This is a genomic window from Bacillus sp. RC252 (assembly GCF_044909215.1).
Classification (GTDB): Bacteria; Bacillota; Bacilli; order Bacillales; family Bacillaceae_G; genus Bacillus_A; species Bacillus_A mycoides.
Window position 1 is genome coordinate 121,528 of record NZ_JBIYDV010000007.1, and the last position, 12,414, is coordinate 133,941.

Genomic DNA, 12,414 nt, shown 5'->3' on the forward strand with positions numbered 1-12,414 from the left:
TTCACCATTCAACAGTATATTGTATCGAATAATTCGATATGACTCAAGGTTAACTTTCTGTTATGTAATCAAGTTCTACCTTTACAATGTCCTCACACGCTATTGAAATGATTGTTCCTTGTTTATCAATCGCTGTCACTTCTCTATTATCCATTACACGGTGCGCTACTCTTTCTAACACTTTCCCTTGGTCTCGGTAACAAAATTCTTTTACATCTTTAATTGTTTCTCCATTTTCTAAATGGTATACCATTCTATAACATCGATATCCCACACTTCCACCCCCCTCTTGCTCGTTTTTTCACATATACATAAAAATGAGTAATTTCTACCTCATCACATCTTCTTAATTTCAATAAAATTCTAACAAAAATAAATACTTTTATCAAACCGACTTTTTCAACAAAAACACCTATAAAACCGCATCTTTACAGCAATATGAAACAAAAAATATAAATTTTCAACATTTTTTCATTCTAGCCACACCAATTTTGCAAAAAAAAGAACCCGCATGTAGCGAGTTCTTTTTTTTCCAATCACACTTGTACAGGTGCTAGCTTTTCATAACGTAACACTGGTTTACGAGCAGCCAATGTTTCATCCAAACGTTTTATTACCGTTGTATGTGGTGCTTCTTGTACAACTTCTGGATTTTCTTCTACCTCTTTAGCAATTTGAATCATCTTATCAATGAAACCATCTAATGTTTCTTTTGATTCTGTTTCTGTTGGCTCAATCATAATACATTCTTCCACATTTAATGGGAAGTAAATTGTTGGTGGATGGTAACCGAAATCAAGCAGACGTTTTGCAATATCTAATGTACGTACACCAAGTTTCTTTTGACGACGACCAGATAATACAAATTCATGCTTGCAATGTCTATCGAACGGAAGATCATAGAATGGTGCTAATCTTCTCATCATATAGTTCGCATTTAATACAGCATACTCAGTTACTGCACGCAAGCCATCTGGGCCCATAGAACGAATATATGTGTATGCACGAACGTTAATTCCGAAGTTACCATAGAATGGTTTTACGCGCCCAATTGCTTCTGGACGATCATAGTTAAAGTGATAGCCATTTTCCGTTTTCTCTAAAATTGGTTTTGGTAAGTACGGAATTAAATCAGCTTTCACACCTACTGGACCAGAACCTGGGCCACCGCCGCCATGCGGACCTGTGAATGTTTTATGAAGGTTTAAATGCACAACGTCAAATCCCATATCTCCTGGGCGTGCTTGGCTTAATACCGCATTTAAGTTTGCACCATCATAGTATAATTTACCGCCTGCGTTATGGACGATTTCTGCCATTTCTAAAATATTTTCTTCGAATAGGCCTAATGTATTTGGATTTGTTAACATAAGTGCTGCTGTTTCTTCGTTTACAACACGTTTTAAATCATCTAAGTCAACAAGACCATGTTCATTTGATTTCACCGTAATTGTTTCAAAACCAGCTACTGTTGCAGACGCCGGGTTTGTTCCGTGAGCAGAGTCAGGAACAATTACTTTCGTACGGTTAAAGTCACCGTTCGCTTCATGATATGCACGAATCAACATTAATCCTGTCCATTCTCCGTGTGCACCAGCTGCTGGTTGTAACGTAACAGTATCCATACCTGTAATTTCAATTAAATGTTCTTGTAAGTCATACATTAATTCCATTGCACCTTGCACTGTTTTTTCATCTTGAAGTGGATGAATATTTGCAAAGCCTGCGAAACGAGCTACGTTTTCATTAATTTTCGGATTATATTTCATCGTACAAGACCCAAGTGGATAGAATCCAGAATCCACACCGTGGTTACGGTTTGAAAGCGCTGTGTAATGGCGCATAATATCAAGTTCAGATACTTCTGGAAGCTCTGCATCTTCTACTCGAATATAATCACTCTCAAACACATCTTCTAATTTTACTTCTTCTACATCTAATTTGGGTAAGCTATATCCTACGCGTCCTTCTTTAGTCACTTCAAAAATAAGTGCTTGGTCTTGGTTCTTCATTGGATAGCCCCCATTTCGTTTACAAGTGTGTCAATTTCCTCTTTTGTACGAAGCTCTGTTACCGCTACAAGCATATGGTTTTCATGCTCTTTATAATCACGGCCTAGGTCGTAACCACCGATAATATTCTTTTGTATTAATACATCATTTATTTCTTTAACTGGACGTTTACAATCTACAACAAATTCATTAAAGAATGGTCCAGCGAACGTTACTGTGAAACCTTTCGCTTCAAATTGACGTTTTGCATATTGTGCTTTAGAAATGTTTTGACGTGCCATTTCTTTTACACCTTGTTTGCCAAGTGCCGTCATTGCAACAGAAGCTGCTAATGCATTTAACGCTTGGTTTGAACAAATGTTAGACGTCGCTTTATCACGACGAATATGCTGTTCACGTGCTTGTAACGTTAATACAAATCCACGTTTACCATCTGAATCTACAGTTTGTCCGACAAGACGTCCTGGAATTTTACGCATAAATGCTTTCGTTGTTGCAAAGTAACCACAGTGCGGTCCACCAAACTGCGTTGGGATACCGAATGGTTGTGCATCACCGATTACAACATCAGCACCGAATTTTCCTGGCGGTGTTAATGCGCCTAATGATAATGGATTTGAAGAAACGATAAATAATGATTTTTGTTGATGAATGATTTTTTCGATATCAGCTAACTTTTCCACTTGTCCGAAGAAGTTTGGATATTGAACGATTACACAAGCAACTGTATCATCTACTTCACTTTGTAGTACTTCTAAATCTGTTACACCGTTTTTATGATCAATTTCAACAACTTCAAGATTTTGACCTTTTGCATATGTTTCAAGTACCGCTCTTGATTCTGGATGAACTGCCGCTGAAACAAGAATTTTCTTTTTGCGAGTATGACCAGCTGCTAGCATTGCCGCTTCAGCTAAAGCTGTACCTCCGTCATACATAGAAGAGTTTGCTACATCCATTCCTGTTAATTCACAAATCATTGTTTGGAATTCAAAAATTGCTTGTAATTCCCCTTGTGAAATTTCTGGTTGGTATGGTGTGTAAGCTGTATAAAACTCTGAACGAGAAATAACATGATCAACAATTACTGGAGCGTAATGATCGTATACACCTGCTCCTAAGAAAGAAGCATATTCTTTTAAATTAGCATTTTTACTAGCCATTTGAGATAACTCTTTTAACAGCTCTGGCTCTGATTTTGCTTCTTTAATTTTTAAATCCCCTTTAAAACGAACACTCTCTGGAATATCAGAGAATAATTCGTCGATCGTTTGAACGCCGATCGTTTGTAACATTTCTTTTTTGTCTTCTTCTGTCATTGGAAGATAACGATGCAACATGAAATCTACCCCTCTCCCCGTTACTTTGAACGTTTATAAAATGGTGTTGGAACAACTACTGCTTTGACGCGTTTATTACGAATTTCAATTTCTACTTCTGTATCAACTGCTGCGTATTTTACATCAATTAGTGCTAAACCAATGCTTTTCTTTAACGTTGGAGATTGTGTACCACTCGTTACTTCCCCGATTTTTTCTTCTCCTATAAATACAGGGTAATGCGTACGAGGAATACCGCGTTCGATTACTTCGATGCCGACTAATTTACGAGATGCACCGTTTTCTTTTTGCTCTTTTAACGTTTCTTTTCCAAAGAAATCTGCTTCTTTATTTGGTTTTACCGCAAAGCCAATTCCCGCTTCAATCGGTGTAATATCTTTTGATAACTCTTGTCCGTATAACGGAAGTGTTGCTTCGAAGCGAAGTGTATCACGAGCACCTAAGCCACATGGTTTTAAGCCCTCTTCTGCTCCCACTTCAAGAAGTTTCTCCCAAAGTTTTGCTGCATCTTCACTCTTACAGTAAATTTCGAATCCATCTTCACCTGTGTAACCTGTACGAGATACAAGTGCAGGAATTCCATCTACAAGAATATTATTTTTAAATTTAAAGAACTTAATTTCTTTCAAATCTTCTGACACAACTTTTTGTAAAATGCCTTCTGCTTTTGGTCCTTGAATTGCAAGCTGCGCAACTTCACTAGAAACATTGACTACTTTCGCATCGCCAATTACATGGCTAGCTAACCATTCGTAATCTTTCTCGATATTTGATGCATTGATTACTAATAAATAGTCTTCTTCACCACGTTTGTAGATTAATAAGTCATCTACTGTGCCACCATTTTCATAGCACATAGCTGTATATTGTGCGCCCCCTACCTTTAAGGTAGATACGTCATTTGTAACAACACGTTGTAAAAATGCTAAACTATCTACACCTTTTACCTCTACTTCTCCCATATGAGATACATCGAACAAACCTGCTCCTGTACGTACAGCTTCATGTTCCACTTTAATGCTTGAAAATTGAACTGGTAATTCCCAACCACCGAAGTCGACTGTTTTCCCACCATACTTCGCGTATACATCAAATAACGGTGTACGTTGTAATGTAATCATGCTCTTTCCCCCTTATGCTCTGACAAATCAATAAAAGTTGCTTCCCATATCTAAACATTTTCATTCTGAAAAGATAAGGTTATACGGAATCTCAGTATATTTTTTTATGAAAGCGTAAATAAAAAGTTACTTTCTTGGATAAAATACGAAAGATTCCACACATTTCACACCATTATCCTAACATTATTCGCTATATTTCATCAATATTCTAGCATAAAAAATAATTTAGAATTTTTCATTCTTAATCTTATTAAATACAAATTTTGAAATTTAGCCCTTTATCATTGCCTATTCTTTAACTTTTAGTAATTGTGATAGCGCCTTATTACAAGGCTTATAATAAAGATTTTTTTAATAATCACTTTAGTTTATAAAAGGTAGGAGAGTCTTAATGAATGTCGATATTTCCGTAGATCGAACGTGGCAAAATAATTTTTTAAAAAGAATTGATGAAGATGGCCCTTGGACAAATTGGGATTTATATCATTTAGCTTATAAAACAGAGAAATCGTTACTCGTCCCTACTTTTGATGGATTGCAAGCACCGAAACATTTATCACATTTCACGCCGCTTCCACATCAATTAGAGGTTGCTCAAAATGTCATTGAACAAATGAATGGTAAAGCGATTCTAGCAGACGAAGTCGGACTTGGAAAAACGATTGAAGCTGGACTTATTTTAAAAGAATATATGGTTCGAGGACTTGTAAAAAAGGTACTCATTCTCGTTCCAGCTTCTCTCGTATCTCAATGGGCGTATGAACTAAACACAAAATTTTTTATTCCTGCGGTCGCTCAAAAGAAAAGTTATTCTTGGGAACAAGCTGATGTCATCGTTTCATCAATCGATACTGCGAAACGTTCACCGCATCGCGATATCGTTTTAAACCTAGAGTATGACCTTATTATTATCGATGAAGCACATAAACTAAAAAATAATAAAACAAAAAACTATGAATTTGCACAGCGATTAAAAAAGAAGTTTTGTTTATTACTAACTGCAACTCCTGTTCAAAATAAAATCGATGAAATCTTCAACCTCGTTTCTTTATTAAAACCAGGTCATTTAGGCAATCAATCTAATTTTGAAGAATATTACGCTTCTAAAAATCGTTCCACTGAATCCGATGAAGATTTAAAAGCTCTTATCAATAAAGTAATGGTTCGAAATAGACGCAATAACACTGGCATTGATTGGCCGAAGAGGCATGTACGAACAATCTTCGTTGAATTCAATGAAGAAGAACAAGCTTTGTATAATGAAATTGAAAATTGGCGTGGACAAGATGCCGTCACATCTGCTTTCTCATCCTTAACTTTAAAACGGGAAGCATGTAGTAGTCGTGAAGCTGTTTACTATTCATTAAAAAAACATGTAGAAAAAAGACAGAAAGAAAATGAGCACTACATAAAGGACCCACATATTGATGTGCTGATGGACAAAATTAATCATATTCCGTTCAACTCCAAAGCAAATAAAGCACTAGAGCTTATAAAAGAAGTTGACGATAAAGTCATTATCTTCACTGAATATAGAGCTTCACAAATGTATTTACAATGGTTCTTACAACAACATGGCATTTCCTCTGTTCCATTTCGCGGTGGATTTAAGCGCGGGAAGAAAGATTGGATGAAGGAGCTTTTCCAAAATCATGCCCAAGTATTAATTGCGACCGAAGCTGGTGGTGAAGGAATTAACTTACAATTTTGTAGCCATATGATTAATTACGACTTACCGTGGAATCCAATGCGACTCGAGCAAAGGATTGGACGTATTCACCGTCTTGGACAAAAAAATGATGTTCATATTTATAACTTAGCAACAAAGCATACTGTTGAAGAGCACATTTTAAAACTACTATATGAAAAAATTAATTTATTTGAACGTGTAATCGGTGAACTCGATGAAATTTTAACGAGAATCAACATGAAAAATATTGATGCGCATATTCAAGAAATTTTCGCTCAGTCAAAAAGCGAAGGTGAAATTCGAATCAAGATGGAAAATTTAACATCTATTATCGATTTTGCGAAGCGCAATGAAGCAGAGGTGCAAGACTATGCAGCAAAATGAAATTCATAATTACTTATATAACTTTTTTGAGGCGAATAACTGCGAAATTTTAGAACGTTCCCCTCACCTATTAGACGTGCAGTTAACAATTGAAATGGATAAATTATTAATGAACCGCCCTTTCTATTGGCACTATCTTGAAAAAACAGGAGGCGTTCCGAACCCGATGCGCCTTACTCTTATTACAAATCCGGAAAACGAAGAAAACGACGGTGAACTTATTCATTACGGTTCACCACGTTTGCATCAAATATTTGAAACAACAAAAGAACTAGGTTCATACATACGTTTATATGAGGAAGTGAAACATAGCGGGGCAACTCATACGCCCCTTCATCCTTGGCTTGGTGTAAATATAAAAGTATCTTATCAATGCGACCGAAAAAAAGACATACTTCATTCCATCGGTATTCATCTTATTTCCGGGACAATGATTGCAAACTTTCATGACACTTTAGCAGAGATCAAACTCACACCGAAAATACCTGACTTTTGTTTTACCCTCTCACCTATCATTAAGCCACAAAGTGGCTTACAACGTATAGAGGATGCTTTAAAAAGTATAATCGCTGAAGATGACCACACGTGGGCAAAAGAAGCGAGAGTGCGTTGGAATCACGATTTAGACCTTTTAAATCGATTTTACGAAGATAGCGATGAACTTCCAGAAAGCTATGAAATTGAAAAGCAAGCATTACAAGAACAATACGAACCACGCATTACAATACAAATTATAAACGGTGGTCTCTTTTATGTTACCGCAAATCATTTTCTATCTTAAAGAAAGCTCCTTCAGATTGAAGGAGCTTCTTTTAAAATATGTTCCCAGCCTATTCTCTATCTTCATTGCGCTCTTGCTGTTTTTTCTCTGTCATACGTTTCTGATATGCACGATCCTTTGCACTTACATGGTTTGCATCAGTTGGAAGATTCTCTTTTGAACGACCAATTCCATTACTCATCTTTTTCGCCTCCTTTTTGCATGTTTCAAAATGCATCTTTATTTTCAGCTAGAGGCACAATCCTTATACAAAAAAATAAGAGCAGCCAGTAGCTGCTCTTACTCATTCACGTATTTTTGAAACATATCATGGATGCCTTGATTTACGAGGTTCGAGATCTGTTCGTCAGATTTATTCGGATAACGATCACGTAATCTGATAGATGCCTTCACCATTAAATTTTCTAATACAGAACGGCCACCTTCTCCATAAATAATTTCAGCATACTTAACAAGTCTTCCATCCTCTAATGTTGCTGGATTATGATTGAAGAAAAATTTACTCATTGTCTCCACCTCTCTCTTTGATAACGTTTACATTTATATAGATTATTTATGTTATTTATTTCACAATATTGTATGCATGTATATTTAATTAGTTTCATTATAAAGCAACATATCAATAGTAAATATGTGATTTTCCGTCCATTTTGTGAACAAACCAGAAATGAAAGCGTTTCCTTTATTATATACTAAAAAAACTTACTACGCTAGGGGCAATTTTTTAATCTACTAATCATCTACTTTTCTTTTTTTCATTAACCTTATACAATTTTCAGAAATTATATTATAAAATATATGTATGACTTAAGGAGGCCATGTATGAATCAAAATAAAAAAGCTATATTAGATCTTGTCTTTTATCTCGTATTCCCATTCCTCATTTGGAAATTTGCAAAACCTTATATCGATCCTTATTACGCAATGTTAATTTCCTCTGTTCCGGGGATTATTTATACACTGTATACCTTTAAAAAAGAAAAACAGCTTAACGTTACAGGGTTCTTTATTTTAATTACACTTATTTCTAATACAGCGGTAGACTTAATATCTGGGTCGGCTGAACGAATGCTATGGAATGATGCATATTATCATATCGTACTTGGCTGCATCGTTATATGTACAATCTTTATAAAAAAACCACTCATGTTATATTTCGCAGCTGATATCGCAGCACTGCAAGGTCATGATCGTGATAAAAGCCGTGAGCTTTATCGTGATAGTCGTATATATCCAGCACTGCAATATTTAACACTATTTTTCGGCCTTCAATTTATATTAAAAAGCTTCTTGAAAATCTATTTCATCTCTGTTTTCGGTGTAGATGGATATGGTGAAATGAGAGCTATTATGACCGCTGTTGGCTGGGGGATTTCTATTTGTATCGGAATTGGATTTGTATGGGTAAACAATAAAATACATGCGGTTACTGAGGAAAAAGAGTCTGTGTAATAAACAAAAATCCCCTAGCATCTTGTTATACTAGGGGATTTTTGTTTTGCTAAACATATTACGAAAAAGTTAGCTTGATTTTTTTCTTTTATTTTTTACATTTCGATAAAACAAAGCAGCGCTCAGTGGCATAACACCAAACCATTTATTTAAGAATGGCTCTTTCTCCGCACGACGTTGTTGTTTCTGTTGTTTTCGATCCTCTTTTGGAGCATCCATATATGACACAAATTGCTGTGTCACAAAGCGTACATAATCATTAGTAGACATATTATCATCACCTCTACTTGATTAGTATGTCCACTTTTTTATTCATTAATCTTTTGCTTTAATTCATTCATAATTTGCTTTACCGACTTATTTGTCGTATCGATATGAATATCAGCCTCTTCATAATACGCTCGGCGCGATTCAAATTTCGTTATAAATGCATCTATATCTTTCTTCTGAAATAGTGGACGTGTCGTATCTTCACGAAGCCTTTCTGCAATTACATGTGGATCGCAATATAAATACACAACAGTTCCATTTTCCTTCATCCACTTTCGATTTTCCTCTCGTTCAATAATCCCTCCACCAGTTGTCATAATTACATTCTGAACCGGTAGTGAACGTAACATTTCACTTTCATATTCACGAAAAGCCATTTCGCCTTCTTCTGCAAAAATATACCGAATCGCCTTCTCTTTCTGCTCTTCGATTTTTTGATCTGTATCTACAACTTCCATATGGAGTTCTTTACTTAACGCTTTTCCAATTGTTGTTTTCCCGACTCCCATATAGCCGGTTATGTATATAGATTTCATTTTCGTTCCTCTCAATCATCCGTTATTATTTGTTATTATAACGAAAGATGTTACTTTATTTAATAAAAAACGTTTTGTTCTTCTTATGCTATGAAGAACAAAACGTAACATACTCACTATTTTCTCGTAATCAAACAAGCTGGCTCACTTTTACTTATAAGTACCTCTTCTCACCCACTGCGTTGCAATCCATTTCTCGCCCTTCGTAACAGGTGCCCCTCCATGTAACGTAAGCTCATTTAGTGATTGATCTTGATAAAAGTACTCAAAGTATACTGCCATTCCCTTTCTAGGGTGTACAGAAAGATTTAATTTCGGAAAGAATGTTTCTCCGCCTTCTTCTACATCATTTAAGTACATCACAAGAGTACTTATACGATTATTAGCAGCTGATCTACTATGTTCCGCAAAATAATCATAGTGCGCTTTATATTCTTGATCTACTTCATAATTTAAAATGTGCAATCCTTCTCCATGCGCTACAGGAACATTCGTGATAGATGAAATTCGTTTTTCAATCTTCGAAGTTAGTTCATTCTCTTCCAAAAATGCACCACTACTTGTTCGAATATCATTTACATCACGTGATGAACCAACTTTAGAACGTTCCATCTTACTTTTAGACAATTCAATTAATTCATCGCACTCTTCATCACTTAATACATTTGCTAATACGACAATAAGAGGTTCTTCGAATTTTGAAATAATTTGTATTTCCCTATCCTCTGTCATAATCGTATTTCCTTTATGATCAAAAATAGTTTGTTCCTTATTTTCACCTATTTGATTGTTATTTGTCATTTCCTTATCTCCCTAGAAAAAAATGATTGGATAGCATGAATATATCATATTCTTTCTACCTTTCTCTTTTTTGAGAAAATTTAAACTTTTGACCATCGTTTTATCCCTTCCCTCACAGAAATTAACTAACTCCACAATAGGAATTAGTGGTTCTCTCCCACGTATTTTACACACTATCCTTCTACCCAATCAAATATTTTATTATCCTTTTTCCTATAGTGAAAGCTCACTGTATAGAAAACTCTCTGTTTTGTAACACATTGCAACGAAATGATAATAACATCATTTTCAAAGACGTACTTTCCACTCACTTCTCCTCTTTCATACTGAAATAAAAAAACATCCTCTTTTTCTTTTTGCTGTAACTCTCTTTTTATATCTGAAATAGCGCGATCAACAAGTTCCTCCATGAAAAAACTTTGTTCTATTTCAGAATAAAATTTTTTATCCGAAAGTAACATATTCGTTTCGTACATCAAAAAAGAAATGAATAAAATAAGAAAAATAATTGTTCCTGGCATTGCAAATCCATCTTGTTTTCTCATGTTTCTATCTCAATTTCACTATAGCGCACAGCCACGCCTTCATATATTTCACCACTTATATCTTTCACATATATATATAACAAATGAGGTGTTAATTTATACGAAATCGCTTCAATCCTTTGTAATATAAATTCCCTTCCGTGCATATTTACTTTTCTTATTAAATTACTATTCGACTTTTCATACGTCACCTGATCACCATTACGAAGTTGGAGGCGTAAAATATTCCCACCGTTTTCTAGCTCTATCTTCCTCCCACTTGATACTTCACGAAACTCTAATTGCATTTGTCCTAAAAATACATCCCACTCCCAGTCATTTAATCCTTTTGAATGTGTATTTTCTATCCCCATAATATGAAGACGCGGTAAAAGTAAAAAGAACATTGATAAAAGCAACAAACATGCAATCATTTCTATTAATGTAAATCCCGCTTCTTTTTTATTTTTCCTTTGCATAAAGGCATTGCTCCATCGCTTTTCCTCTCATATCTTTCCACATCGTACAAACTTCATCTCCTCTCCAATATGTGTAATATACAATTCCTTTTATGACTTGCTCTTTTACTCGCTTTTCCTCATTCTCATACTTAAATAAGGCCGCTTCTTTTTTTAATAATATTAATGCTTTATAGCTCATTTTTATATTTTTTCTTTCTTGCATAATTAATAATGTTTGCGGGAGCAATAACGATGCCGCCATCATTATTAAACTTAACGCTACAACCATTTCAACCATTACTGATCCTTTTTGACACTTCACGATACGTAAATCTCCCTCTTCCAAGCTGAAATACAATCTCATATTTATACCCTCGATAGGAAAGTAAAATGGTACCACCCCTATTAATATTCCCGCTCGGATTATATGTCATTGGATTTGGAAAGGTATGCAAATCCATTTGGACATCTTTATCATATTCTCTCTTAACAATTAAAAGGTCTGTCTCCGATTCCGAAATATAATACATCTGTTTCCCTTTAAACCAGCGTAACGTATAATGCTGTTGACGCTTAATCGCCAACTGCTGCATATACAAAATATCATTTGAAAACTGTTTCAAAAACTGCTCAACTTTTTGTTTTTCATGTAATGAAGTAACGTTAAAATGCGTAACAACACTCAGTACAGAAATAGCAAATAAGACAAGTAGCATTTCTAAAAGAGTAAAACCTTTTTGCTTCACGATTTCCCAGCTGATACCGTACCATCATCGGAAATATGGATTGGTTCACCTTTCGGGCAAGTTTTTGAAGTAATATACTTTCCTGTTTCAAGTTCCTCTATTGATGGAATCTTATTATGTTGCAAGTGATATGCTTGTATTTGTGCTTCTATAGATTTCACATAGGCTGCACATCCTTTTCCTTGGACGGATGAGCGCTGTGTAACTACATTTGGAATAATTAATAGTAATAATACAGTTATGACAACCATAACTAATAACATTTCTAAAAGAGTAAAACCCTCCTCATTCTGCAT

18 protein-coding genes are annotated in these 12,414 nt (G+C 35.1%); 4 read left to right on the plus strand and 14 right to left on the minus strand.

Annotation, left to right across the window (positions count from 1 at the left end; genetic code table 11):
• Positions 1–49: 49 nt before the first annotated feature.
• The 4 genes from ABH960_RS12105 to gcvT all read right to left on the minus strand — a co-directional run bounded on the left by ABH960_RS12105 (position 50) and on the right by gcvT (position 4,473).
• Positions 50–253, minus strand: a complete 204-nt coding sequence (locus ABH960_RS12105) for a DUF3929 family protein (protein ID WP_000262495.1) — start codon at positions 251–253, stop codon at positions 50–52.
• Between the two features lie 283 nt (positions 254–536).
• Positions 537–2,012: an aminomethyl-transferring glycine dehydrogenase subunit 2 gene (gene gcvPB, locus ABH960_RS12110; RefSeq protein WP_002122485.1), complete on the minus strand. Its 1,476-nt coding sequence runs from the start codon at positions 2,010–2,012 to the stop codon at positions 537–539.
• Complete coding sequence (gene gcvPA, locus ABH960_RS12115; protein ID WP_404445370.1) at positions 2,009–3,352, minus strand: aminomethyl-transferring glycine dehydrogenase subunit 1; 1,344 nt, start codon at positions 3,350–3,352, stop codon at positions 2,009–2,011. Before gcvPA ends, gcvPB begins: the two co-directional genes overlap by 4 nt.
• A 20-nt stretch (positions 3,353–3,372) precedes the next feature.
• The gene (gene gcvT / locus ABH960_RS12120; protein ID WP_404445373.1) at positions 3,373–4,473 is read right to left on the minus strand and encodes a glycine cleavage system aminomethyltransferase GcvT; all 1,101 of its coding nucleotides are present in this window, start codon (positions 4,471–4,473) and stop codon (positions 3,373–3,375) included.
• A gap of 391 nt (positions 4,474–4,864) precedes the next feature.
• Here gcvT and ABH960_RS12125 point away from each other — a divergent pair, with 391 nt between their 5' ends.
• Together ABH960_RS12125 and ABH960_RS12130 are read left to right on the plus strand one after the other, a co-directional pair.
• Complete coding sequence (locus tag ABH960_RS12125) at positions 4,865–6,547, plus strand: DEAD/DEAH box helicase (protein WP_002015016.1); 1,683 nt, start codon at positions 4,865–4,867, stop codon at positions 6,545–6,547.
• Positions 6,534–7,328 (plus strand): YqhG family protein, encoded by a 795-nt coding sequence (locus tag ABH960_RS12130; protein WP_002088611.1) that lies wholly within the window; start codon positions 6,534–6,536, stop codon positions 7,326–7,328. Before ABH960_RS12125 ends, ABH960_RS12130 begins: the two co-directional genes overlap by 14 nt.
• 49 nt (positions 7,329–7,377) lie before the next feature.
• On the opposite strand, the gene ABH960_RS12135 is transcribed toward ABH960_RS12130, so the two are convergent.
• Positions 7,378–7,509 carry a hypothetical protein gene (locus ABH960_RS12135; protein ID WP_002088613.1) on the minus strand — a complete coding sequence of 44 codons (132 nt, stop codon included), beginning with the start codon at positions 7,507–7,509 and terminating at the stop codon, positions 7,378–7,380.
• A 98-nt stretch (positions 7,510–7,607) separates the two neighbouring features.
• Positions 7,608–7,835 carry a hypothetical protein gene (locus tag ABH960_RS12140; protein WP_000032698.1) on the minus strand — a complete coding sequence of 76 codons (228 nt, stop codon included), beginning with the start codon at positions 7,833–7,835 and terminating at the stop codon, positions 7,608–7,610.
• 72 nt (positions 7,836–7,907) lie between these two features.
• On the opposite strand from ABH960_RS12140, the gene ABH960_RS12145 reads away from it, so the two are divergent.
• Both ABH960_RS12145 and ABH960_RS12150 read left to right on the plus strand, forming a co-directional pair.
• Entirely contained in the window at positions 7,908–8,024 is a 117-nt protein-coding gene (locus tag ABH960_RS12145) for a GTP pyrophosphokinase (RefSeq protein ID WP_404445378.1), read from the plus strand.
• A gap of 126 nt (positions 8,025–8,150) precedes the next feature.
• On the plus strand, positions 8,151–8,780 hold the full coding sequence (locus tag ABH960_RS12150; RefSeq protein WP_404445381.1) for a VC0807 family protein: 630 nt from the start codon (positions 8,151–8,153) through the stop codon (positions 8,778–8,780).
• 69 nt (positions 8,781–8,849) lie between these two features.
• Here the strand turns inward: ABH960_RS12150 and ABH960_RS12155 are convergent, their stop codons facing one another.
• From ABH960_RS12155 to comGC, 8 genes are all read right to left on the minus strand, one after another.
• The gene (locus ABH960_RS12155) at positions 8,850–9,050 is read right to left on the minus strand and encodes a YqzE family protein (RefSeq protein WP_002015009.1); all 201 of its coding nucleotides are present in this window, start codon (positions 9,048–9,050) and stop codon (positions 8,850–8,852) included.
• Between the two features lie 38 nt (positions 9,051–9,088).
• Positions 9,089–9,586 carry a shikimate kinase gene (locus tag ABH960_RS12160; RefSeq protein WP_002138327.1) on the minus strand — a complete coding sequence of 166 codons (498 nt, stop codon included), beginning with the start codon at positions 9,584–9,586 and terminating at the stop codon, positions 9,089–9,091.
• A gap of 150 nt (positions 9,587–9,736) precedes the next feature.
• Positions 9,737–10,387: a 2OG-Fe(II) oxygenase gene (locus tag ABH960_RS12165; RefSeq protein ID WP_002131210.1), complete on the minus strand. Its 651-nt coding sequence runs from the start codon at positions 10,385–10,387 to the stop codon at positions 9,737–9,739.
• Between the two features lie 173 nt (positions 10,388–10,560).
• On the minus strand, positions 10,561–10,932 hold the full coding sequence (comGG, locus tag ABH960_RS12170) for a competence type IV pilus minor pilin ComGG (RefSeq protein ID WP_242307657.1): 372 nt from the start codon (positions 10,930–10,932) through the stop codon (positions 10,561–10,563).
• Positions 10,929–11,390, minus strand: coding sequence for a competence type IV pilus minor pilin ComGF (gene comGF, locus ABH960_RS12175; RefSeq protein WP_404445386.1), 462 nt, complete (start codon positions 11,388–11,390; stop codon positions 10,929–10,931). The genes comGG and comGF overlap by 4 nt, the downstream gene beginning before the upstream one ends.
• Entirely contained in the window at positions 11,374–11,670 is a 297-nt protein-coding gene (locus tag ABH960_RS12180) for a hypothetical protein (protein WP_002088621.1), read from the minus strand. The genes comGF and ABH960_RS12180 overlap by 17 nt, the downstream gene beginning before the upstream one ends.
• Complete coding sequence (gene comGD, locus ABH960_RS12185; protein ID WP_002129089.1) at positions 11,663–12,118, minus strand: competence type IV pilus minor pilin ComGD; 456 nt, start codon at positions 12,116–12,118, stop codon at positions 11,663–11,665. The genes ABH960_RS12180 and comGD overlap by 8 nt, the downstream gene beginning before the upstream one ends.
• Entirely contained in the window at positions 12,115–12,414 is a 300-nt protein-coding gene (gene comGC, locus ABH960_RS12190) for a competence type IV pilus major pilin ComGC (RefSeq protein WP_002088623.1), read from the minus strand. Before comGC ends, comGD begins: the two co-directional genes overlap by 4 nt.